The organism is Halorubrum distributum JCM 10118 (genome assembly GCF_000337335.1).
In the GTDB taxonomy this organism is placed as follows: domain Archaea; phylum Halobacteriota; class Halobacteria; order Halobacteriales; family Haloferacaceae; genus Halorubrum; species Halorubrum distributum.
Genome location: NZ_AOJN01000040.1, coordinates 20,559 through 43,106, shown reverse-complemented (window position 1 = coordinate 43,106; position 22,548 = coordinate 20,559). Strand labels below are relative to the sequence as shown.

22 protein-coding genes are annotated in these 22,548 nt (G+C 70.0%); 13 read left to right on the top strand and 9 right to left on the bottom strand.

Annotated features, from left to right (window positions below):
* Nucleotides 1-57: 57 nt before the first annotated feature.
* From C466_RS07025 to C466_RS07010, 4 genes are all read left to right on the top strand, one after another.
* Nucleotides 58-1,815 (top strand): PAS domain-containing sensor histidine kinase, encoded by a 1,758-nt coding sequence (locus C466_RS07025; RefSeq protein ID WP_004598945.1) that lies wholly within the window; start codon nt 58-60, stop codon nt 1,813-1,815.
* 107 nt (nt 1,816-1,922) lie between these two features.
* Nucleotides 1,923-4,097, top strand: coding sequence for an acetate--CoA ligase family protein (locus tag C466_RS07020; RefSeq protein WP_004598946.1), 2,175 nt, complete (start codon nt 1,923-1,925; stop codon nt 4,095-4,097).
* On the top strand, nt 4,090-5,151 hold the full coding sequence (locus C466_RS07015) for a phosphotransacetylase family protein (RefSeq protein ID WP_004598947.1): 1,062 nt from the start codon (nt 4,090-4,092) through the stop codon (nt 5,149-5,151). The genes C466_RS07020 and C466_RS07015 overlap by 8 nt, the downstream gene beginning before the upstream one ends.
* An 82-nt stretch (nt 5,152-5,233) precedes the next feature.
* Nucleotides 5,234-6,334: a DUF7139 domain-containing protein gene (locus C466_RS07010; protein ID WP_004598948.1), complete on the top strand. Its 1,101-nt coding sequence runs from the start codon at nt 5,234-5,236 to the stop codon at nt 6,332-6,334.
* 28 nt (nt 6,335-6,362) lie between these two features.
* Here the strand turns inward: C466_RS07010 and C466_RS07005 are convergent, their stop codons facing one another.
* Together C466_RS07005 and C466_RS07000 are read right to left on the bottom strand one after the other, a co-directional pair.
* Nucleotides 6,363-7,472 (bottom strand): DUF373 family protein, encoded by a 1,110-nt coding sequence (locus C466_RS07005; protein WP_004598949.1) that lies wholly within the window; start codon nt 7,470-7,472, stop codon nt 6,363-6,365.
* 122 nt (nt 7,473-7,594) lie between these two features.
* Nucleotides 7,595-8,317, bottom strand: a complete 723-nt coding sequence (locus C466_RS07000; protein ID WP_004598950.1) for a DUF6517 family protein — start codon at nt 8,315-8,317, stop codon at nt 7,595-7,597.
* 166 nt (nt 8,318-8,483) lie between these two features.
* On the opposite strand from C466_RS07000, the gene C466_RS06995 reads away from it, so the two are divergent.
* Nucleotides 8,484-9,479, top strand: coding sequence for a radical SAM protein (locus C466_RS06995; protein WP_004598951.1), 996 nt, complete (start codon nt 8,484-8,486; stop codon nt 9,477-9,479).
* A gap of 498 nt (nt 9,480-9,977) precedes the next feature.
* Entirely contained in the window at nt 9,978-10,274 is a 297-nt protein-coding gene (locus C466_RS06990) for a DUF7130 family rubredoxin-like protein (protein WP_004598170.1), read from the top strand.
* Nucleotides 10,275-10,614: 340 nt separating this feature from the next.
* Here the strand turns inward: C466_RS06990 and C466_RS06985 are convergent, their stop codons facing one another.
* The 3 genes from C466_RS06985 to C466_RS06975 all read right to left on the bottom strand — a co-directional run bounded on the left by C466_RS06985 (nt 10,615) and on the right by C466_RS06975 (nt 13,392).
* On the bottom strand, nt 10,615-10,902 hold the full coding sequence (locus tag C466_RS06985) for a hypothetical protein (RefSeq protein WP_004598169.1): 288 nt from the start codon (nt 10,900-10,902) through the stop codon (nt 10,615-10,617).
* Between the two features lie 60 nt (nt 10,903-10,962).
* On the bottom strand, nt 10,963-12,291 hold the full coding sequence (nreA, locus tag C466_RS06980) for a DNA repair protein NreA (RefSeq protein WP_004598168.1): 1,329 nt from the start codon (nt 12,289-12,291) through the stop codon (nt 10,963-10,965).
* 105 nt (nt 12,292-12,396) lie between these two features.
* Complete coding sequence (locus C466_RS06975; RefSeq protein ID WP_049902322.1) at nt 12,397-13,392, bottom strand: transcription initiation factor IIB; 996 nt, start codon at nt 13,390-13,392, stop codon at nt 12,397-12,399.
* A 138-nt stretch (nt 13,393-13,530) separates the two neighbouring features.
* Here C466_RS06975 and rnhA point away from each other — a divergent pair, with 138 nt between their 5' ends.
* Both rnhA and C466_RS06965 read left to right on the top strand, forming a co-directional pair.
* On the top strand, nt 13,531-14,127 hold the full coding sequence (gene rnhA, locus C466_RS06970) for a ribonuclease HI (RefSeq protein WP_004598166.1): 597 nt from the start codon (nt 13,531-13,533) through the stop codon (nt 14,125-14,127).
* Nucleotides 14,114-14,884: a DUF7108 domain-containing protein gene (locus C466_RS06965; RefSeq protein WP_004598165.1), complete on the top strand. Its 771-nt coding sequence runs from the start codon at nt 14,114-14,116 to the stop codon at nt 14,882-14,884. Before rnhA ends, C466_RS06965 begins: the two co-directional genes overlap by 14 nt.
* Nucleotides 14,885-14,978: 94 nt before the next feature.
* Here C466_RS06965 and C466_RS06960 read toward each other — a convergent pair whose 3' ends face one another.
* On the bottom strand, nt 14,979-15,329 hold the full coding sequence (locus C466_RS06960; protein ID WP_004598164.1) for a PadR family transcriptional regulator: 351 nt from the start codon (nt 15,327-15,329) through the stop codon (nt 14,979-14,981).
* A gap of 410 nt (nt 15,330-15,739) precedes the next feature.
* On the opposite strand from C466_RS06960, the gene C466_RS06955 reads away from it, so the two are divergent.
* Nucleotides 15,740-16,273 carry an inorganic diphosphatase gene (locus C466_RS06955; protein ID WP_004598163.1) on the top strand — a complete coding sequence of 178 codons (534 nt, stop codon included), beginning with the start codon at nt 15,740-15,742 and terminating at the stop codon, nt 16,271-16,273.
* Nucleotides 16,274-16,370: 97 nt separating this feature from the next.
* Entirely contained in the window at nt 16,371-16,496 is a 126-nt protein-coding gene (locus tag C466_RS17455; protein ID WP_275039470.1) for a hypothetical protein, read from the top strand.
* Between the two features lie 17 nt (nt 16,497-16,513).
* On the opposite strand, the gene C466_RS06950 is transcribed toward C466_RS17455, so the two are convergent.
* Entirely contained in the window at nt 16,514-17,311 is a 798-nt protein-coding gene (locus C466_RS06950; RefSeq protein WP_004598162.1) for a helix-turn-helix transcriptional regulator, read from the bottom strand.
* A 94-nt stretch (nt 17,312-17,405) separates the two neighbouring features.
* Nucleotides 17,406-17,654: a hypothetical protein gene (locus C466_RS06945; protein ID WP_004598161.1), complete on the bottom strand. Its 249-nt coding sequence runs from the start codon at nt 17,652-17,654 to the stop codon at nt 17,406-17,408.
* A gap of 215 nt (nt 17,655-17,869) precedes the next feature.
* Here C466_RS06945 and C466_RS17635 point away from each other — a divergent pair, with 215 nt between their 5' ends.
* Nucleotides 17,870-18,001 (top strand): DUF7503 family protein, encoded by a 132-nt coding sequence (locus tag C466_RS17635; RefSeq protein ID WP_449271999.1) that lies wholly within the window; start codon nt 17,870-17,872, stop codon nt 17,999-18,001.
* Here the strand turns inward: C466_RS17635 and C466_RS06940 are convergent.
* Nucleotides 17,985-20,162: a caspase family protein gene (locus C466_RS06940; RefSeq protein WP_004599621.1), complete on the bottom strand. Its 2,178-nt coding sequence runs from the start codon at nt 20,160-20,162 to the stop codon at nt 17,985-17,987. The genes C466_RS17635 and C466_RS06940 overlap by 17 nt on opposite strands.
* Before the next feature lie 151 nt (nt 20,163-20,313).
* Between C466_RS06940 and C466_RS06935 the strand changes: the two genes are divergently transcribed.
* Nucleotides 20,314-21,270: a succinylglutamate desuccinylase/aspartoacylase family protein gene (locus tag C466_RS06935; RefSeq protein WP_004598159.1), complete on the top strand. Its 957-nt coding sequence runs from the start codon at nt 20,314-20,316 to the stop codon at nt 21,268-21,270.
* Nucleotides 21,270-22,502, top strand: a complete 1,233-nt coding sequence (locus tag C466_RS06930) for a pyridoxal-phosphate dependent enzyme (RefSeq protein ID WP_004598158.1) — start codon at nt 21,270-21,272, stop codon at nt 22,500-22,502. Before C466_RS06935 ends, C466_RS06930 begins: the two co-directional genes overlap by 1 nt.
* Nucleotides 22,503-22,548 lie beyond the last annotated feature (46 nt).

Below are 22,548 nucleotides of genomic sequence, written 5' to 3'. Positions count from 1 at the left end.
CCTCGCGCCATCAGAGATGTGTATAAGAGACAGTCTCAGTTCAGGGTGGTCTCCGATATGTCTCGCTCGCCGGAGCCAGAGACCCTCATCGATCTCGCGCAGGACAAAATCGCGGTGATCGACGAGATGGGCCGGTTCCGGTACCTCAACGCGGCCACCCGCGAGCTGCTCGGGTTCGACCCGGACGAGCTCGTCGGGACGGACGCGTTCGACCTGATTCACCCCGACGACGTCGACCGCGTCCGGACGGCGTTCGAGGCGCTCGTCGCCGACGGCACGCGCCCAGACGCCCCCTTAGAGTACCGCTACCGGACCGTCGACGGCGACTGGGTGTGGTTCCGCACCCGCGTGTTTCCGCCGGTGGAGACCGGCCTCGACGGCTACGCGCTGAGCTCCCGCGACATCACCCTCGAGGTCGAGTCTCGGCGGCGCCTGGAGACCATCGCCTCGACGTCGCCGGACGTGTTGTGGATGTTCAGCGCCGACTGGAGCGAACTGCTGTTCGTCAACGGGGCGGCGAAGTCGGTGTTCGGGATCGCCCCCGAGACCCTCGAGCGCCGGCCGCGAGCGTTCTTGGAGGCCGTCCACCCCGAGGACCGGGCGGACGTCGAGTGCGCGATGGAGCAGCTCTCCGCCGGCGATCCGACGAACCTCGAGTACCGGATCGGCTCCCCGGACGGCCCGGCCACCTGGGTCAGGGTGCCCGCGCGCCCCGTCCGCGAGGACGGCGAGGTCGTCGCAGTCACCGGGTTCGCTCGCGACGTCACCGACGAGTACCGCCGCGAGCGCCAGCTCACGGTGATGGACAACCTGCTCCGGCACACCATCCGCAACGACATGAACATCGTCGACGGCACCGCGGAGCGGATCGTCGACCGCGTCGACGACGCCGTCAGCGCGGCCGCGACGGCGACCGAGGGGGACGACGCGGTGCCCGCGGACGTCGACTTGGCCGAGCTCGCCGCCGACCTGATCGACCACGCGGAGACGGTCCGCCGGGTCGCCGACGACCTGCTGACCACGGCCGAGAAGCAGCGCGGCGTGATCGACCTGCTCCGAGAACACGAGTCACCTCAGCCGCTCCGGGTCGCGCCGCTCGTCGAGCGCGCGGTGGCGGACGCCGTCGACGACGCGAACGAGGCGCCCGCGGACGTCACCGTCTCCTGTCCCGACGGGACGCGGGCGTTCACGCACCCCGAGCTCGACTACGCGATCGCCGAGCTGATCGAGAACGCGATCGAACACGCCGAGGGGCCGGCGACGGTCGAGATCGAGGTCACCGCGCCAGCCGACCGCGTCGAGATCGCGGTCCGCGACGACGCGCCGCCCATCCCGCCGGGCGAGCGGGACCCCATCACCGACCGGTGGAAGATGGACGACCTCAGACACACCGGCGGGATGGGACTGTGGCTCGTCTACTGGATCGCGGACCGCTCCGGGGGGGACCTCGCGTTCGACGCCGGCGCCGACGGCAACGAGGTGACGATCAGCGTCCCCGACGCCGACGGCGATCCCTCCTTCCCGGCGGCCGACCGCGGCCCGCCGCCGGTTTCCGAAGTCCGGCCGACGGCGGCCGAGCCGGACGGCGGCGCGACGGCGCCGGCCGCCGGCTCCAAGCCTGTCGCGGCCGAGTCCGGCGACACCGAGGCGGTCGGGGCCGAGACCGCCGTCGCCGATCCCGACGACCCCGACAACCGTGACGCCACCGTCTGTGGGCCGGTCGCGGACGGCGAGCCGATCGGGGGCCGCGAGTCGACCGCGGACGACGACCCCGACGACCCCGACGACCCCGACGCCGCCCCCGGTCCGTCGTGAGTATCGCCGGGGGGCCGACCGAAACCCGATCGATCGTTCACCATAGGACCCGATTTCGAAGAACCTCCCACGGATCTTAAGCCGTCGCTTCGCGTACTCCCGCGTTGATGGGTACGCTCAACGAGCTGTTCGACCCGGACCGGGTCGCCGTCGTCGGCGCCACCGCCCGCGAGGGCGCCGTCGGCCGCGCCGTCACGTCGAATCTCCTCGACGACTTCGACGGCGACACGGTCCCCGTCAACCCGAACTACGACGAGGTGCTCGACACGCCCTGCGTCGACGAGGTCGCCGACGCGGACGCCGACGTCGCGGTCGTCGTCGTGCCCCCCTCGATCGTGTTGGACGCCATCGAGGCGTGCGGCGAGGCGGGGGTCCGCAACGTCGTCGTGATCACCGCCGGGTTCGGCGAGACGGGAGAGGACGGAGCGGCGAGGGAGCGTCGCCTCGCAGAGCTAGCCGACGAGCACGACCTGAACCTCGTCGGCCCCAACAGCCTGGGGATTATGTCGACCCCCTCGGGGATGAACGCGACGTTCGGCCCCGAGAACGCCCTCCCCGGCGGGCTCTCCTTCATGAGCCAGTCCGGGGCGTTCGTCACCGCGGTCCTCGACTGGGCCAACGACAACGGAATCGGATTCAAGGACGTGGTCTCGCTCGGCAACAAGGCCGTCCTCGACGAGACCGACTTCGTCGACCACTGGGGATCGGACGAGGAGACCGACGTGATCATCGGCTACCTCGAGGGAATCGAAGACGGGCGCGAGTTCATCGAGACCGCCCGCGAGACGACCCAAGACACCCCGATCGTCGCCGTGAAGTCGGGGCGGACGAGCGCCGGCGCGCAGGCCGCCTCCTCCCACACCGGGACGCTCGCCGGCTCCGACAAGGCGTACGAGGCCGGCCTCGACCAGGCGGGCGTCATCCGCGCGGAGTCGGTCGACGAGCTGTTCGACTCGGCGGGCATCCTCGGGAGCCAGCCGCTGCCCGACACCGACAGCGTCGCCATCGTCACGAACGCCGGCGGTCCCGGCGTGATGGCGACCGACGCGGTGGGCGACGCCGACCTCGACATGGCGTCGTTCACGGGCGCGACGAGCGATCGGCTCGCCGAGTCGATGCCCGAGGAGGCGAACATCCACAACCCGGTCGACGTGATCGGCGACGCCGACGTCGAGCGGTTCCGCGAGGCGCTGGAGATCACCGTCGCCGACGACAACGTCGGCGCCGCGCTCGTGCTGGCCGCGCCGACGGCGACGATCGAGTTCGACGAGCTCGCGGACGCGATCGAGGCGGTCAGCGAGGAGATGGACGCGCCCGTCGCGGCCTGCCTGATGGGCGGCGACCGCACCCGCGAGCCCAAACAGCAGCTGCAGGCGAAGGGGATCCCCTGTTACTTCGACCCCGCGCGCGCCATCGACAGCCTCGCGACGCTCGCGCGCTACCGCGACATCAAGGCGCGCGACTACGCGCCCCCCATGGCGTTCGACGTCGACCGCGAGCGCGCCCGCGAGATCCTCGGAACGGTGCGCGACCGCGACGACAACCGCCTCGGCGTCGAGGCGATGGAACTGCTCGACGCGTACGGTATCCCAACGCCGGACGGCGAGATCGTCGACTCGCCCGAGCGCGCCCGCGAGGTCGCCGAAGGCGTCGACGGCGACGTGGTGATGAAGATCGTCTCGCCGGACATCCTGCATAAGTCCGACATCGGCGGCGTCGCCGTCGGCGTGAGCGACGACGACGTGGCCGACACCTACGAGGACCTCATCACCCGCGCGCGCAACTACCAGCCGGACGCGACCGTCCTCGGCGTCCAAGTCCAGGAGATGGTGAACCTCGACGACGGCGTCGAGACCATCGTCGGGATGAACCGCGACCCGCAGTTCGGCCCGCTGCTGATGTTCGGGCTCGGCGGCATCTTCGTGGAGGTGATGGAGGACACCACTTTCCGCGTTGCGCCCGTCTCCGAGCCCGAGGCGCGCGAGATGACCGAGGAGATCCAGTCGGCGCCGCTCCTGCGCGGCGCCCGCGGTCGCGATCCGGTCGACGTCGACGCCGTCATCGAGACGATCGGCCGGCTCTCGCAGCTGGTCACCGACTTCCCGGCCATCCTCGAGCTCGACATCAACCCCCTCGTCGCACTGCCCGACGACGACGGCGGCACGAACGCCGCCGCCGTCGACGTGAGACTCACCGTCGACCCGGAGGCGCTCGACGCGCCGGGGACCGACGCGGAGACCGACCCGAAGCCGCTCGACGCGGAGGAACCCACCGATGACTGACACACCCACCACACTCGTCACCGCGACCGGAGACAGCGCCGGAAAGACAGCGATCACCGTCGCCCTCGCGCGGCTCGCGGCCGACCGCGACCGCAGCGTCGGCTACATGAAACCGAAGGGCACCCGGCTCCAGTCGAACGTCGGCAAGACGCTCGACCAGGACCCCATGCTCGCCCGCGAGGTGCTCGGCCTCGACGCCGAGATGCACCAGATGGAGCCCGTCGTCTACTCCCCGACGTTCGTCGAGGGCGCGATCCGCGGCACCGAGGACCCGGACGCCCTCCGCGACCGGATCCGCGAGGAGTACGACGACATCGCCGCCGACAACGACCAGGTGTTCGTCGAGGGCGGCGGCAGCTGGACCACCGGCGGCGTCGTCGACCTCACCGACGTCGACGTCGCGGAGCTGCTCGACGCGCGCGTCGTCCTCGTCGCCGAGTACGGCTCGCCGAACGACCTCGACGAGGTGCTCGCGGCCGCCGACGCGTTCGGCGACCGCCTCGCCGGCGTCGTCTTTAACAAGGTGTCCGACGACGCCTTCGAGTCGCTCGACCAGGACGGCATCCCGTTCCTCGAATCGAAGGGGATCACCGTCTTCGGCGCGATCCCCCACGAGAAGGAGCTCGCGGGCGTCACGGTCGGCGAGCTCGCCGACGAGCTGGGCGCCGAGCTGCTCACCGACGCGCCCACGGACGCGTTCGTCGAGCGGTTCCTCGTCGGCGCGATGGGCGGCGACGAGGCGCTCCGCTACTTCCGGCGCGCCCGCGACGCCGCCGTCATCACCGGCGGCGACCGCGCGGACGTTCAGACCGCGGCACTCGACGCCTCCGGCGTGGCCTGTCTCGTCCTCACCGGCGGCCACCGTCCCTCCGGCGCGGTGCTCGGGAAGGCGGCGGACGCCGGCAAGCCCGTCCTCGCCGTGAACACCGACACGGTCACCGCCATCGACCGCGCCGAGGGGGTCATCCGCGGCGGCCGCACGCGCGACGTCCGGACGGTCGACCGGATGGCCGAACTGCTCGGCGACCACGTCGACGTCGACGCGCTCGTCTGAGCCGGACGTCAACCCTTCCGTTTCGCCCGCGGTCCGTGATCGTCTGACGTACTGTTTTCACGGTGGACGACGTACCCCGCCTATGACCAGTCTCTCGGAGGCGTACGGTGGACGGGGGCGCTCCGGGGCCGACCCGCGGCGGCTGTACCTCGGCGTGGGATCGTTCGCCGCGGGGGCGCTGCTCCTCGTCGCGGGCATCCTCGCGGCGGCCGAGGTGGCGGTGCCTGCGGGGTACAGCTCCGCCGCGGCTCGGGAGCTCGGCGGGGTCCTCGGCGGCATCGGCGTCCCGCTCGTGTTGATCGGCGTGATGGCCGTGCTGCCGGCCGACCGCAGCACCTACGCAGCGGCGGTCGTCGGTGCGGCCGTCATGTGTCTCGGCGTGGCGGTTTTCACCTACGCGTACCCCGAGCGGTGGGTCGGCGGACCGCGCCCGGACCTCCCGAACCTCACCCTCCACACCGCCGGCGTCTACTTCCTCGGCGCCGCGACGACGCTGTGGAGCGTGTTCGTCGGCGTCGCCAACTTCAAGACCCGCAACGACCCCGGCGGCACCGTCTCGATGGAGGTGACCCACAAGGGGGAGACGAAGGTGGTCGAAGTCCCCCGAGACCAGCTCAGCGGCCCCGGCGGCGTCGGCCTCCTCGGCGGCACCCCCGACGGCGACGTGGAGACGCAGACGAACCGTCCCGACGACGCGAACCGGTCGGCGCGCGACGCGAACCGGCCGACGGACCGAGACGCCGCCGGCGCGGCGTCCGGCCCCGGGACGACGGCCGACTCCGGAGCGGCGACCGGCACCGGCGCGTCGGACACCACCGGCGGCCGGTCGAGCGGCGCGGGAGGCTCCGGCGCGGGCGGGCGGACGACCGACGCGGGCCGGTCCGGGACGGGCGGATCCCCCGTGCCCGGCTCGGCGGGCGTGAGCGACGGCGGCAGCGCCGACACCGACATCTCCTCGCCGCTCGACGAGGCGGGACCGGCGGGGCCGTCCTCGCCGTCGACGCCGGAGTCCGCGCCCTCGCCCGGCTCCCCCGCCGCGCGGGACGGCCCGGGCGACGCCTACTGCGGCAACTGCGCGAAGTTCGACTACGTCCGGACGGACGACGGGATGCGGCCCTACTGCGCGCACTACGACGAGCTGATGGACGACATGGAGGCGTGCGACTCCTGGACGCCGCGGTGAGCGCCGTCCGCACTTTCTTTCCGCTGCCTTAGACCGGCTCCGCCGACGGGAGCTGCGACTCCGCGACCGCGAACGCCAGCGTGCTCAACACGCCGATGAGCGTCCCGGCCGCGAGCGCCAACGCCAGCTCCGAGAGCCCGAGCGCCGTCACGCCGGGCGCGTCCGGGAGGAAAAAGCCGGAGACCGCGAACAGCACGACGGCGATGGCGGCCACGTAGAAGGGGGCGTTGAGGTAGCGCCACCGGAACCGACCGGCGAGGTACTCGTCGGTGATCTGCCCGAGGCTGGAGGTGACGCCCGCCACGCCGAGCCACTGGACGAACCCGTGGACGAACGCGGCGAGGGCGGTGCCGGCGGCGAGCGGACTCCCCTGTGCGGTCCGGACGACGTCGACGGTGTCGACGCCCTGAACGCCGCCCACGACGACCAAGGCGAGTGCGACGACGTAGGTGACGAGCGTCACCCGCCCGGTGTAGAGGACGTTGCGGACGCTCTCGGCGGCGCCGTCGACGGTGTCTTCGAGCCCCAGCCCGCGGAACAGCGAGTAGAGCCCGACCGCGCCGGAGAGGATTCCCAGCACTGCCGCGCCGGCCACGTCGAAGAGGTTCGCGACGACGACGAGCGGGTAGATGAGGAGGACCACGCCGAGCGGGATTAAGATGGTGCCGCGGGTCTCCGGGTCGGCGAGGACCTGCTTGATCGTGTAGTAGAGCGATTCGAGGTCCTGCGCCTGCCGGACGACGACGCGGCGCATCCCGTCGATCGGCATCCGCGACCGGATCACGGGGAGGACGGACTCGTCTTGGGCGCCGTCGGTGATCACGACCGCGGACACCTCCTCGCCGGTCGACAGCTCGGCGAGCACGCGGTCGACCTCTTGGCCGACCGCGCGGTTCGCCTTCACGTCGGGGCCGTCGACGCCGGTGACGGCCGCGACCTCCACGGCCTCGCCCTCGGCGGCGAGCTCGTCGTGGACGTTGACGCCCTGGAAGAGCACGTTCACGTCGGAGTCCTCTGGGTCGGCGGTCGCGAGCGCGACCGCGGCCTCGGTGACGTCGTCGGCGCCGATGACAGGGGTGGGGATCCCCGTCTTGCGGCCGAGGTCGTCGTCGAGGTCGACACAGAGGACGAGCAGCATCGTCCGAGGCTACGCGGGGGGGCGGCATATGTTTTCGGCTCGGGTCGCGCCCGGTGAACCCGGCGACTGCGCCGTCGCGGGCGGTCGCGTCGGTGAGGGTGGGCCCGCGTCGGCGACCGCGCTTAGTTCTCTTCGTTCGGTTCGTGTTCGAGCCCGTTCATCATGCGGCGGACGTTCTCGCCGTCGCTGAACGCGGCCGGATACGCCGCCAGCGGGAGGACGAAGTCGTCCTCGACCCCGACCGGCTCGCCGATGTGAAGCTCCAGTTCGGTGCTCGCGCCCGTCCCCTCGATCTCGCCGTCGGCCGTGTACACGACGACCTCGGCGTCGGAACCGAGCACCGCCGTCGAGTACTCCGAGCCGCGTTCGAGGTCGCCGACCCCCTCGTACCGGCTCAGGATGAGGTCGGCGCGCTCGCGGGTGCCCAGCTCGGCGATCGGGTTGAGCGCCCGGCCGAGCACCTCGATCTGCGGCGTCGTCACCGCGGCGAAGACGGCGGCCTGGTAGCGCTCGCCGAACAGCTCGACGGCCTTGTCGTACTCGGCGACCGTGTTCGTCACGCGCACCTCCCGCGTCTGTCCGCCGACCTCCACCTCCCGCGAGATCACCTCGTCGGACACCTCGTTGAGCTCGTACCCGCTCTCCGAGAGGGTCGTATCGCGCACCGTCGCGGTGCCCGCCGCGAACTCCGCGGGCCCGTCGCCGGTCGCGACGTCGAGCGCGGTACAGCCGGCGAGACTCGCGATCCCGACGGCGCCCGCGAGCCCGAACGCCCCCCGACGGGTGGTCGCGTCGGTCGTCGAGCGGTTCTCGTCGGCGGAGTCGAACGTCTCACCGGATTTCATGGCCTCACGTATCGGCGGCGGGGGTACATACTTTGTGTTCGCTCACCTCCGCTTCGGCGCCGCTCGGCTGGGCGTCGAACCGCCGAATCCGCGGCCGTGCCAACGGATCTCCCGGGAGCGTGCGGTTCGGACGCTTTTTGAGGCCGCAGCCGGTAGGAAGGGGTAGATGATCTCCAAGGGCTGTGAACAGTGCGCCAAGGGCGGGAAGATGGTGCTTTTCGTCTACGGGTACTGCGACCAGCGGGACTGCTTCTACTGCCCCCTCGGAGAGAACCGGAAGAACGTCACCGACGTGTACGCCAACGAGCGGAAAGTCGAGTCCGACGAGGACGTCATCGAGGAGGCCAAGCGCATGAGCGCGCTCGGCACCTCGATCACCGGCGGTGAGCCGCAGGAGGCGATGGCGAAGACGACCCGGTACCTCGAACTGCTGAAAGACGAGTTCGGCGAGGACCACCACACCCACCTCTACACCGGAATTACGGGCGGCCGCGAGAACATGCGGAAGCTCTCGGAGGCGGGCCTCGACGAGATCCGCTTCCACCCGCCCGTCGAGCTGTGGGGCGACATGCACGGCACCGAGTGGGAAGAGATCCTGTACATCGCCCGCGAGGAGGGGCTCACCCCCGCCTTCGAGATCCCGGGAATTCGCGCCGAGCCGGAGTTCCTGGAGTTCCTCGACGAGGGCGCCGCCGAGTTCTGTAACATCAACGAGTTCGAGATGTCCGACGGGAACTACCGCCGGATGCAAGAGGAGGGGTTCGAGCTCCAGGAGGGGCACATGTCCGCGGTCGAGGGGTCGAAGGACGCCATCCTCGAGGAGATGGCGAGCCACGAGCAGGTGTACTTCTGTACGTCGGTGTTCAAAGACGCCGCGCAACACCGGAACCGCCTGAAGCGCATGGCGAAGAACATCCGCCGCGAGTTCGACGAGGTGACCGACGACGGCACGCTCGTCTACGGGAAGGCGTTCGCCGAGCCCGAGCGGTTCGAGGCGCTCGGCGTTCCCGAGGAGTTTTACACCGTGAAGTCGGACCACGTCGAGGTCGCGTGGTGGCTCTTAGAGGAGATGGTCGAGGACGGCGACCTCGACGAAGGCGAAATCGTCGAGCAGTACCCGACCGTCGACGGCACGGTCGTCGAGCGCACGCCGGTCGCCTGAAGCGGTCGTTTCAGATCTTCTGAGCCGAATTTTCGGTTCGTCGTGTGATTACCGCCGGCGTGGAGCCACCGGTTTGCTGTGCGGTGGCGCGTGCCTGCGAGGCCGTCTCGCGGCCGAGCAGCACGCGCGAGGGACGCGGTGAGCGCTCGAAGAGCGCGAACCGCGAGGCTGGGGAGGCGTGAGGTGCGGTTGCTGTGCGGTGCGGGGCGGGACTCAAAGGGGCAGCCGGGAGGACGGCGCAGACGACGCAAGCACCGCAGGGAGCGAACGGAGTGAGCGACCGAGGAGCGCAACGAGTGTGCGCCGTCCTCCCGGCTGGGGCTTTGGCGGTGTTCGCAGCCGATCTGCTGGCGGTCATTTATAAGCGAGCAACTGGGGTCTCGGCGAAATCCACAGCCGATCCGTCGTCGGCACGAGCGGTGATTGCCACTTCTCTCCCGAGTGCGTGTCGTGCTACCTACTATCACAATTATAAGTGATAAACACGTACACCCGCACATGGCCTCCGAAGAACCCGTGTTCGCCGACGTGAGTATCGGCCAGTCCGTGTACAACGAGGACGGCGAGAAGCTCGGGTCGGTCCGCGGCGTCGACGACGACGGCTTCTACGTCTCGGCGCCGTCCGGCTCGGAGCCGCTGACGCTCACCGACGCCCGCGACGTGTTCGGCACCGCCTACGTGATGTGGCGCTGCTGGGAGTGCGGCGAGATGGGCGAGATCGGCACGGAGCTCCCCGAGAACTGTCCGAACTGCGACGCGCCCCGCGAAGAGCTGTACTACTGGGCCGAGGACTGAGAGGAGGTAGTCCCGCGATGAGTCGGTGGTGGAGACCGGTCGGTCCGATACCGACGGCCTACCCCTCTCACGGCTGACACCGCCAAAGCCCCAGTCGGGAGGCGGGCGCACGCTCGTTGCGCGCTTCAGTCGCTCGTTCCACTCGCTCCTTCCAGTGCTTACGTCGCCTGCGCCCGCCTCCCGACTGCCCCTTTGTGTCCCGCCCCGCACAGCACCGCCCCGCACCTCACGCCTCCCCAGCCTCGCGGCTCCCTCCGCTTCGCTCCGGTCGCCGCGTCCCTCGCACGCGCTCCTCGCGCCCGGTGGGCGCTCGGCGGCGCGCGCCGACCGCTTCGAGCAATTATGAGCTCTCCGTTTCCTCCTCCTCGAGCTCGTCCGGTTCGTCGCCGACCTGCTCGCGGAGGCGCTCGACCTCCTTCTCCAGCTCCGCGATCCGGTCGTCGTCAGCCGTCTCGCTGTCCGCCGTCTCGCCGTTCGCTGTCTCGTCGTCGGAGCGCGTCGCGAGGTACACCACCGCGCCCGCGACGAGGACGAGCGGCACGCCGAAGAGGACCACGGCGATAACGAGGATAATTATCAGCTCCGGACCGCCGGGCACGCCGCCGAACGCGGGGACGAGAGAGACCATACGCCGCCCACTCGGCGGCGTAACTAAAGCGATCGGGGCGGGGAGCCGTCGTGCCGCCGGTCAGTCCGCGTCGACGAAGTCCGCGAGGTTCGCTTGGAGCCCGGCGGCCATCGTCGACTTCCGCCGGAGGCGCCCCAGCGAGACGGGGAGCTGGTCGGCGACGCCGCGGACCGCCTCGCCGAACGTCTCCGCGGCGCCGAACTCGCCTTCGAACGCGTTGCGGACGGCCTCGCGCACCTGCCAGACGCCGACCGGGCCCCAGTAGTCGTCGGAGACGTGGCGGCAGACGAGCGCCTTCGCCTGCCGGCCGCGGTCGTCGAGGTGTTCGAGGACGCCGAGCCGGGCCGCGTAGTAGGCGCCCGCCGTCTCCTCGACGTAGCTGGTCCGCCCCTCGCGCCCCTCGCTGGCGGCCGCGAGGTAGACGCCGGCCTCCGGATCCGGATTCCAGATCGAGCCGGGCGATTTCATCTCGACGAGCTCGTACTCCCACTGTCCCGGCACCAGGATCACCCAGAACGCGTTGCCGAGGTACTCGTTGCGGTGGACCTCGATCCGGTCAATCGTCGGGTGATCGCGGATCGAGCCGCGGAGGAACTGGCCGACCGTGTCGTCGACGGCCGTGATCGACCAGCGCGTCGGGACGAGCCGCCGGTTCTCGCCCTGCCCGAGCGCGCCCGCCGAGAGGATCGTGTTGATCTCGTACACGTCGAACCCGCGGCGGTAGAGGTACGTCATCGCCCCCTCGGCGCGCCAGTCGTCGTCTTCGAGCGTCTTCTTCACCGGCCGCGGGACGTGGGGATTCTCGCCGAGGTCGGCGGTCCGGGCCGCGGCGCGCGGACCGGTCGGCGTCTTGATGTCCTCCGTGCCGACCTCGAAGTCGAGGTCCGGGCGGCCGTCGAGCCCGATCTCCACGTCGACCGGGCGGTCGGCGATCGCGACCTCGCGTTGGACGCCCAGCCAGCCGTCCCACGCGTCGTGGACGCTCTCGGCCGGCCCGCTCCCGCCGCCGACGGACTTCACCCCGCCGGTCGCGCCCGCGTCCGCGACGTCGACGCCCCGGGTCGAGTTGAGCAGGCTCGTCCGGCGGTCGAACACGTCCGAAATCGAGACCCCCTCGTCGTACCACGCGGCGGAGGTCTCGAACGCCGCCGCGCGCTCCTCGCGGCCGACCGGCGAGAGCAGCCCGGTCGAGACGTTCGGGTAGTCCGCGCGGCCGACGAAGATGGCGGGCGAGACGCTGCCGACGACGGCGTCGTCGGAGACGTGCTCGTCGAAGCGCCGCTCGAAGGAGTCGAGGTGGTCCAAGATTCCGTAGTCCTTCTCCGCGGCGAGGCGCCGCCGCTCGGCGCGCTCGTTCGCCTCGAACTCGATGAACTCGTCGAGCCGCATTCGGGTCGGCGTTGGCGGCGCACCGGCTTGAACGTTTCCGGCGCGGCGGAACGCGAAGCCCGGAAGCGAAAGCAGGGAAGCGAGAGAAGCGACCGCGAGACCGTCCTAACTGTGAATTCCCATCGCCTCAATCTGCTCTTGATACCGGTTGCGGATGGTGACTTCGGTGACCTGCGCGACGTCGGCGACCTCGCGCTGTGTCTTCTTCTCGTTGCAGAGCAGCGAGGCCGCGTAGATGGCGGCGGCGGCGTAGCCCGTCGGCGACTTCCCGGAGAGGAGGCCCTGTTCGGCGGTCGTCTCGATGATCTCGTTGGCCTTCGACTGGACTTCCTCGGAGAGCTCCAGCTCCGAGGAGAACCGCGGGACGTACTTCTTCGGGTCGACCGGGCGCATCTCCAAGCCGAGCTCCTGGGAGATGTAGCGGTACGTCCGGCCGATCTCCTTGCGGTCGACCCGCGAGACCTCGGAGATCTCCTCGAGGCTCCGCGGAATGCCCTCCTTGCGACAGGCGGCGTACAGGGCCGCGGTGGAGACGCCCTCGATGGAGCGCCCCCGAATGAGGTCCTCGTTGAGCGCGCGTCGGTAGATGACGGACGCGACCTCCCGTACCGAGCGCGGCACCCCGAGCGCGCTCGCCATCCGGTCGATCTCCGAGAGCGCGAACTGGAGGTTGCGCTCGCCCGCGTCCTTCGTCCGAATTCGCTCCTGCCACTTGCGCAGGCGGTGCATCTGCGACCGCTTCTTCGAGGAGATGGAGCGCCCGTAGGCGTCCTTGTCCTTCCAGTCGATCGTCGTCGTCAGCCCCTTGTCGTGCATCGTCTTGGTCGTCGGGGCGCCGACGCGCGACTTCTCCTGCCGCTCGTTGTGGTTGAACGCGCGCCACTCCGGGCCGGGATCGATCTGCTCGTCTTCGATGATCATCCCCGTCTCCTCGTGTATCAGCTCCCCGTCTGCCGTCCGGGTGAGGTCCTCCGGATCGAAGTCCTCGGGGTCCAACTCGTCAATGTCCTCGACCTCCTCGACGTCGATCTCGTCTTCCTCGGCCTCTTCGTCCCCCACGCGCTGCCGGTCGTGATCCCGTTGCCGGGTGGGCCGTGTCATCGCATTTATATGCTATCCAATCGGTTTTACTTAAAAGTTCGTTACCGTGCGGGTAGCTGTCACGGTTCGGTTCGCCCCCGACGAACGGCGGACCCCGGACGGACAGCCCTTTGTCCGCCGGGCGCGGAACCCGGACGAATGCCGACGATCGACTGCGACCCGACCGCCGCGCGCGAGCGACTCGCGGGCGAGGGCGTCCGGATCGACGAGGGGAACACCCCCCACGAGCGGTGGCGCGCCGAGCGCGAGGGGGCCGTCGCGGTCGCGTACGACGACAAGGTCGTCGTCCAGGGGAGCGACCCCACCCGACTGACCGCCCTGCTGCGCGACGGCGGGGGCCGCGCGCACGTCTACTTCGACGGCGCCTCCCGCGGGAACCCGGGCCCGGCCGCGGTCGGCTGGTGTCTGGTCACGTCCGACGGGGTCGTCGCCGAGGGCGGCGAGCGGATCGGCCGCGCCACCAACAACCAGGCCGAGTACGCCGCGCTGATCCGCGCGCTGGAGGCTGCCGACGAGTACGGCTTCGACGCCGTCGACGTCCGCGGCGACTCGCAGCTGACCGTCAAGCAGGTCCGCGGCGAGTGGAACGCCAACGACCCGGAGCTCCGCGAGCGCCGCGTCCGCGCCCGGGAGCTGCTGGAGCGGTTCGACCGCTGGTCGATCGCCCACGTACCGCGGGAGATAAACGAGCGCGCCGACGATCTGGCGAACGAGGCACTCGATGACGCGAACTGACGACGAACCGCCGGAGTGGGCGAAGGAACGGGCGCGGGAGATGATGGCGGTGGAAGAAGACGCGGAGGCGAACGGCCCCACCGACGCGGACGACCCCGCGGACGCCGCGGAGTCCCCCAACCGCGACGAGGAGCGCGTCCCGGACGTCCCGGTCGAGGCGGTCGACGAGGCCGAGCGGCTCACCCGGCTCGCCCGCGAGGCCGAGTCCGCGGAGCCGACGCCCGAGATCGAGCAGGCGGCCGACCAGTACCGCGAGCGGCGCGACGCGCTCGCGGCCGAGTACGGCTACACCGCGCGCGTCCGCGACGAGGACGACGCGCTCGTGTTGTACCCCGACGAGTGGATGGAGGAGGGGACGGTCCAGCTCGACCGCGTCGAGGACACCGACCGCGCGGTCGAGGTGTCGCTCTCCGGGCCGGGCGACGCCGACCGCTACCGCGAGGTCGCCGCGTACAACGAGGCGGTCGCCGAGGCGGTCGCCGAGCGCGAGGCGGACGTCCACGCCCGGACCGCGGAGACGTTCGCGGCGTTCATGAGCAACCACTACGTCCGCCCGGTCGACGACGCCACCCCGAAGATGCGCGCCGAGTTCCGCGAGGAGTACCTGGTCCGGAACGGCTGGCCGACCGACGAGCAGCTGGCCGCCGTTGAGGAATCGCTCTCCGTGATCGAGTCCGTCGCCGCCGACGTGGACGAGTCCGTCGCGGTCGAGGCCCTCGACGACCGAGAGTCGGCCGACGACGACGGTTCGACGTAGCGGTCGCTCAGCGGAAAGAGAACGCGGCTTTCGCCGCGCCGTGTGCCAGAATTTCAGTTGGAAACCGATACCGCGCGGGCGCCGGCGCTCCGGCTCACTCGAGCAGCGCGCGGACCTCGTCCGCGCGTTTCTCGTCGGTGACGAACCGGTCGAGGACCCACTCGATCTGGCCGAGGACGACGTCGTGGCCCTCGTCGGTGAGCTCGTACTGGTTCGTCCGCTTGTCGAGTTCGCTCTTCTCGACGAGCCCGTGGTCGACGAGGTCGTCGAGGTTGGGGTACAGGCGGCCGTGGTTCACTTCGGAGCCGTAGTACGCCTCCAGCTCCCGCTTGATTGCGAGGCCGTACATCGGCTCCTCGGCGAGGATGGTGAGGATGTTCTGCTGGAACGCCGTTAGATCGCTTGCCGCCGTCGATTCATCAGTGACTGTTTGTGCCTCTGACATGCCTGACGGGAAGGGACCCGAACTTATAATCTTTCTCAACATTCACGACCGTTGCGATGCGTAACCTCGCACGGTTGTCCGGATCTCTCGGTACCGACGGTCTCTCGGCGGACGCTCGTGGTATCCGGCGATGGAACGCGTTCGACTGATCGATTCCGCTTTCAGCGGGTGGACCGAGGGATCGTCGGTCGCGTTCGGCGTACGGCTCACGATCGAAACCGCGGAGATCCGGCCTCGCCCGGTGTCCCCCTTCGTGACCTCGGCTCCTCGTGGTTCGGTGGCGCCGGTCTCCCGTCGTTGCGACGGGGGTCAGTGGCGCCGGCCCTCCGTCGTTGCGACGGGGATCGGTGACCGACGCGCTCGCGCGATCCCGAAAGGACTTTGGCCGACTTCCACCCACCAACGGACACATGGCCAACCTCTGGGAGGATCTCGAGACGGGACCGAACGCGCCGGACGAGATCTACGCCGTCGTCGAGTGTCTCAAGGGCGAGCGGAACAAGTACGAGTACGACAAGGACATCCCCGGCGTCGTGCTCGACCGCGTGCTTCACTCGAACGTCCACTACCCGTACGACTACGGCTTCATCCCGCAGTCGTACTACGACGACGAGGACCCCTTCGACGTGATGGTGCTCGTCGAGGACCAGACGTTCCCCGGCTGCGTCGTCGAGGCCCGCCCCGTCGCCATGATGAAGATGGACGACGACGGCGAGCAGGACGACAAGGTGATCGCGGTGCCGACCGAGGACCCCCGATTCGATCACATCGAAGACCTCGAGGACATCCCCCAGCAGACCCTCGACGAGATAGACGAGTTCTTCGCGACCTACAAGAACCTCGAGGCCGGCAAGGAGGTCGAAACGCTCGGCTGGGAGGACAAAGCGGCGGCGAAAGAGGCGATCGAACACGCGCAGGACCTGTACGACGAACAGGTCGCGTAGCGGCCGTATAACCACTGAGCATCCGGGGCCCGCGCCCGGATGCGTTATGCCTATGGGTAATCTTTAGGGTGAGAGTCGCGTACACTCACGTAGAGCCATGAGCGCCACCACGCCCTCCGTCGGCATCGACCACCCGACGGTCGTTCCCGCGAACTTCGACCCGGACGACGACGCGACGACCGAGGCGCCCGGCGACGACGACGCCGCGAGCGACGACGCGTAGCGGTCGCTTTCCCCTTCTCAGGCGCGTTCGACGACCGCCGAGAGCCGCGTCGCGTCGTCTCGAAGCGACGCGAACGCGTTGTCGACCCAGTCGACCACCGTCTCGTCGGTCGATTCGAGCACGCACCGCGGGTTGTTCCGCTCGTCGTACGCGGTCACGCACGCGACGTCGTCACAGCGGACGAGCCCGTACTCGATCGATTCGGCGCTCACGTACACCGTCGCGTCGTCGTCCTCCAGCGCGCGGTCGGTCGCCGGGCCGAACTCCGCGACCGACGCGTCGACCACGTCGCGGTCGATGATCAGCTCGACGCTCGCGCCGCCGTCCAGCGCCGCGGCCGCCGCGTCGTTGAACTGCTGGAGGACGACCGGAGAGACGGCCCGGATCTCGGCCCCGCGGCTCTCGCGTAAGAGGTCGGTGAGGCGGTCGACGGCCGCCAGCGGGTTCTGGTCGGAGGCGACCGTGAGGTCGCTGTCGGGGATCCCCTCCGCGGGGAAGTCGACGCCGACGCGCTCGACCGTCTCGGCGAACCGACCGTAGCGGTCGCCGCGCTCGACCTCCGTCAGCAGCGTCTCGTACGCGTCGTGGACGCGTTCTCCGGTCGGCGTCACCCGGTAGGCGGCGCCGCGTTTCACGACCCAGTCGCGCTCGCGGAACCCTCCGAGGATCCGCTGGACCGTCGTTCGCGTGGCGTCGACCGCGTCGGTCAGCTCGGCCGGGCGCCGCGGCTCCTCGCGCAGCGCCCGGAGTATCGCGACCCGAACGGGCGAGCCGGCGAGGTACTGTGCGCCGTCGTGTCTCACCTCGGCCGTCATCGTATGATCCGTGTGTACGGGTACCGCCCTGTTAACCGTATCGCGTCGCAGGCCCGGGCACCGTGCTCGGGTCTCGGCCCGCCCGTCGGCCGCGTCAATCCCGGTAGCGGAACGACACGACGGTGCCGACGGTGTCCTCGCCGGCGATGCGCTCCGTGGTCACCGTCACGGCGGCGAGCGCGTCCGCGCCGAGCGCCTCCTCGATAACGGCTCGGAGCGCGTCGGGGTCGGCGCCCTCCTGTCTCACCGGCACGCGGATCTGTCGGCGGTTCACCGCGACGTCGCCGAGGTCGTACTCGGTGTGCTCGAACGCCTCTCGGATCGCCGCTTCGATGTCGGTCATGGCACGGTCCGTTCCGCGCCGCGCGGTGAAAAAACGCGGTCCTCGGTCGGCGTCGCGAGCGCGATCAGCATCGGTCATCTGTGAGCCCAGCAAACGCCTGATTCTCCGGCTCTCACGGGCCTGTTAATTTAATACAATAAAAACACATTTCAAATATCTCTGTTACTCAACCGCAGAACAATCTTAATATTTATTTATCCTGATACTTTTCGAATATGCACGAAAGTGTGGCAGATTACGTGGCAGAGCACCCGAAAATGGCCGGCGTCCTGTTCACCGCCCTCCTGCTGCTGACGCAGGCGGCGCCCGCGGCGGCAAATATGGCTACAGTTAATCCCGGTCCCTAGACGATAGTAGCTCGTCACTCCAAGTCAGACCGCCGTCACTAAATACTGGTACTGTCTCTAATTGTAAGAAATCATACACTTCATCAGGAGATATACTTGTCGCTGAAATTCCATTTGGGACATAGTAGTTTTTGCTAATTGTCCCTAAATTTAGTGAACTCATCGATCCGAGGCCGTATGGTCCATTAGGATAGATTTCCGTCGATATATCCCAACTTGAGTCAGGTCGCTGATCCATATTCAAAACGAGCGCGGCTCCACTCCGACTCTGACAGATCGTCGTTCCCCCGTCCCCCACCACGATGTACTGATGACCTGTAATCAGTTCGCGCTTCGCGACGTGGAGCGCGGTCCGGAGGTTGAACCCGCTGTTCATCAGACGGGCGATGATCCGGCCGAGTGTCGTCGCGGGCGAGTTCGCCACGTCGGAGAGGGTGACGATGCCGCCGCGCGAGCCGCGGTGGACCAAGGCCTCGCCCTGCTGGTAAGACTGGCAGGCGTTGAGCAGGAAGGCGCTGACGCCGATTTCGAGGTCTTCGTCGGTCAGGTCTAGGTACTCCTCGGCGCACTGCATCCCGCGGTCGTCGACGTGGCCGATGTAGTGGAGGAAGTCCACGTCGGATTCGAGGGTCTCGCGCATCTCCGCGCGCGTGAGGTCGTGGCGCACCTCGATGTCGAACTGGACCATGTCGCGGAGCCCGTAGAGGTCAGCGACGTTGCCCTCCTCTCGCATCTGCTCGTCGTTACAGACGACGAGGACGGAGATGCGCGACTGCTCGACTTGGCCCGCTTCGAGCCGGCGGTGGTACGCGTCGAGCGTCGCCTTGTTGGCGTCGAGCGGGACGCCGTCGCCGACCCACGCGTGCTCGACCGTGTCGACCGGCTCCGGCCGAACGAAGTCGGTCTGTGCCGCGACGGCGCCGCGGTCTGCCGAGGCGTCCGCGCCGCGGGTGGCCTCCGCGCTCGCGGCGCCGCGAACGAACTCGGCGTCGCCGAGGGCGCCGCCGTCGGGCGCGACGCCGCCGACCGGGACCTCTCGCCTCGTGGCCGCCGACGAGCTCCGGTCCGAACCGCCCAAGAAGCCGACGCCGACGCCGCCGTCGTCGTCCACCGGCGTGACGGTCTCCGGCGAGCGGACGATCGACAGCTCGCCGGCGACGAACGGGAGCATCTCCACGTTCGCCGGGTCGGGACGGACGTCCGTCGTCAGCGTCCACTGCGGAAGCTCCGGCTCGACCGCCTCGAACGGGACGTCGAGGTACTCGCCGAGCCGCGCCGCGAGCGGGAGGTCGTACAGCCGCTCCCAGTCGAGGTCGAGGTCGGTCGTCTCGCGCTCGTGGAGGTCGACCGGGTAGAACCCCTCCGTGCGGGCGAGACAGTCCATGTGGAACGACTGCCTGAGCACCTGCGCGGTCCGCGCCTCGAACCCGGGTTCGAGGGGGTACGACCACCCGTCGCCCTCGATCCGCGGGGCGTCGCCCGGGACGACCTCGGCCGCGAAGTAGTACGCCAGCGAGACGACGGGGTAGAGGTAGCGGTACTCCGGCGGGACGACGATCCGGACGCCGCTGTCGACCGGCTCGACACGCTCGGGTGCGTGAAACTCGTCGCCCGGCTCGACCAGCGGCGGGTGGCCCCGCAGGGTCGGGAACGACCGCTCGGGGCTCGTCGTCTGGAGCGCGGAGCCGAGCAGGGAGACGGCGCCCATCAGCGACTCCGGGTCCGTGGGGGTGGTGATCGTCCCCGCCGGCGTCTGGTGGAGCGACCGGAACCCGAGCCCGACGGCGCCCGGCGTGTCGAGGTCGATCCGAGTGGTCCGGTCGGTCGTCGAGACTGAGAACCCGGAGTCGAAGGCGAGGTACAGCTTCGTCGGCGCCGGGTTGATCCCGACGTGGTACGTCCCGTCCGGCATCGTGTAGCAGTCGCCGTGGGTGAGGAGCGTCCCGTCGCCCGCGCGCGTCTCGACGACCGCGACGCGCGGTATCTCGATCGATCCGGTCTCGACGGCGACGCTGGCGTCGACCGGGAAGTAGTGGTCCGACTCGGGCCGTCGGCGCGGCTCGACGGGTCGGTCGGTGTACACCTCGAACTGCGTGTTCTCGATGTGGTCGGTGACGGTGATCCCGTCGGCCTCGCGCAGCGGGTCGATGTCGATGCTCATGGGGACTCGCCGCGGTCGTCGAGACGGACGGGGGACCGGCGCCGCGGCGGTTGTGGGTATCTCTCATTGACGGAAAGCGGCGATAAAGCTTGCGTCGGCCGGATCGCCGCGGACCGAACGGATAAAGTCCCGGCCGCCCCACCTCCGCGTAATGATAACGCTGGGAACGGCCCGCGCCTCTCCGGGCGAGACGGACACGGGCCGTCTCGAGGTGGGGGAGATGCGGGACGGGAGCCCCGTTCGGCTGCCGGTCGCCGCGGTCAACGGCGCGGCCGACGGGCCGACGCTGTACGTCCAGGCGGTGAGCGACGGCGACGAGCTGAACGGGCTGGGCGTCGTCAACCGCGTCGTTCCGCGGCTCGATCCGGCCGAGCTGTCCGGGTCGGTCCTCGTCGTCGGCATCGTGAACCACTTCGCGTTCCAGGCCGCGGAACACCGGAACCCGGTCGACGACCGGAAGATGAACCGCGGCTACCCGGGCGACGCCGACGGGACGACCAGCGAGCGGATCGCCTACGAGACGTTTCAGATCGCCAAACGCGCGGACTACATCCTCGACCTCCACCAGGGGTCGACGAGCCGGATGATAAACGAGACCCGCGTGCGCTGCGGCGTCCGCCACCGCCTCCACGGGGAGTGCCTGGAGCTCGCGAAGGCGTTCGGCTGCGGGCACGTCCTCGACATCAAGGGCCCGGACGGTCAGCTCGCCCGCGCCGGCCCGGAGCACGGCATCCCCACCGTCGACCCCGAGCTCGGCGGCTGCGTCGGCTGGGACGAGGAGTCGATCCGGTACGGCGTCGAGGGCGTGTTCAACGTGCTCCGCCACTACGGGTTCCTCGACGGCGACGCGTCCCTCGAATCGCAGACGCGCGCCCGCGGCTTCGACCAGTACGGCTCGCCCGCCGGCGGCCTGGTCCGCTTCGAGCGCGAACTCGGCGAGCGCGTCTCGGCCGGCGACGTCCTCTTCGAGGTGACCGACACCTTCGGCGCCCTGGAGGGCCGCGTCACCGCCGACACGGACGGGATCTTCTGGCGGACGCGCCGGCTCCCGCAGGTGGCCGCCGGCGAGTACGTCTGCTCGATCGGCACCAACGTCGACGAGTACTGATGGGGAACTCCGACGGTTCCGGGCCGGCGGCGACCGGTCCCCGCCGGCTCGGCTGTCCCGAGTGCGGCGAGACGTACCGCGACCGCTGGCGCTGTCGGTGCGGCGCTCCGCTCGACTTCGCCGATCCGCCGACGCCCGAGGGCGCGGCGCCCGACCCCGACGCGTTCGACGCGCGCGACGGCCTGTGGGCGTTCGACGACCTGCTCGCCGTCGGCGACGACCTCCGCGACCGCGTGACGCTCGGTGAGGGGATGACGCCGCTCGTCGACGCCGACGAGGGGCGCGAACCGGCCGGGGACGGGGGGACCGACCGCCCTCCCTGGAACGCGTCGTTCAAGCTGGAGTACGTCTTCCCGACCGGCTCGTTCAAGGACCGCGGCGCGACGACGACGCTGACGCGGGCCCGCGAGCTGGGCGTCGAGCGCGTCGTCGAGGACTCCTCGGGCAACGCGGGCGCCGCGATCGCGACCTACGCCGCCCGCGCAGGCATCGACGCCGAGATCTACGTCCCCGCCGACGTCAAGGAGTCGAAGCTCCGCGCGATCCGGCGGGCGGGCGCGGAGCCCGTCCGGATCGAGGGGAGCCGGGGAGACGTGACGGACGCGTGTATCGCGGCGCTCGGTGAGGGGGACGACGCCGAGGGTGACGACGCGGACGCCGGCGTAGGCGACGGCGGCGACTCCGCCTGGTACGCCAGCCACGCCTGGAACCCCGCGTTCTTCGAGGGGACCGCCACGGTCGCGTACGAGATCGCGCTCCAGCGCGGCTGGGACGCCCCCGACGCGGTCGTGACGCCGCTCGGCCACGGGACGCTGTTCCTCGGCGCCTACCGGGGGTTCCGGCGGCTCGAACGCTCCGGCTGGGTCGACTCCGTCCCGCGGCTCTACGGGGCGCAGGCGGCCGGCGTCGCGCCGATCGTCCGAGCGCTCCACGGGCCGGAGGCGGCGGCCCCGGACGGCGCGGTCAACGAGGCGGCCGACGGGATCCAGATCGCCGAGCCGGTCCGCGACCGGGAGATCCGCGAGGCGATCGACGCGACCGGCGGCGACGCGCTCGCGGTCACCGAGGCGGCCGCGACGCGCGAACTCGACCGGCTCCACGCCGCCGGCTTCTACACGGAGCCGACCTGCGCGGTCGCGCCCGCGGCGCTCCGGGTTCTCCGCGAGCGCGGCGAGATCGGTCCCGACGAGGACGTGGTCGTGCCGCTGACCGGGAGCGGACTGAAGGGCTGAGCCGGCCGTTCCGGCCGTCCCCGACCCGCCCGACCGGTACCCCTAT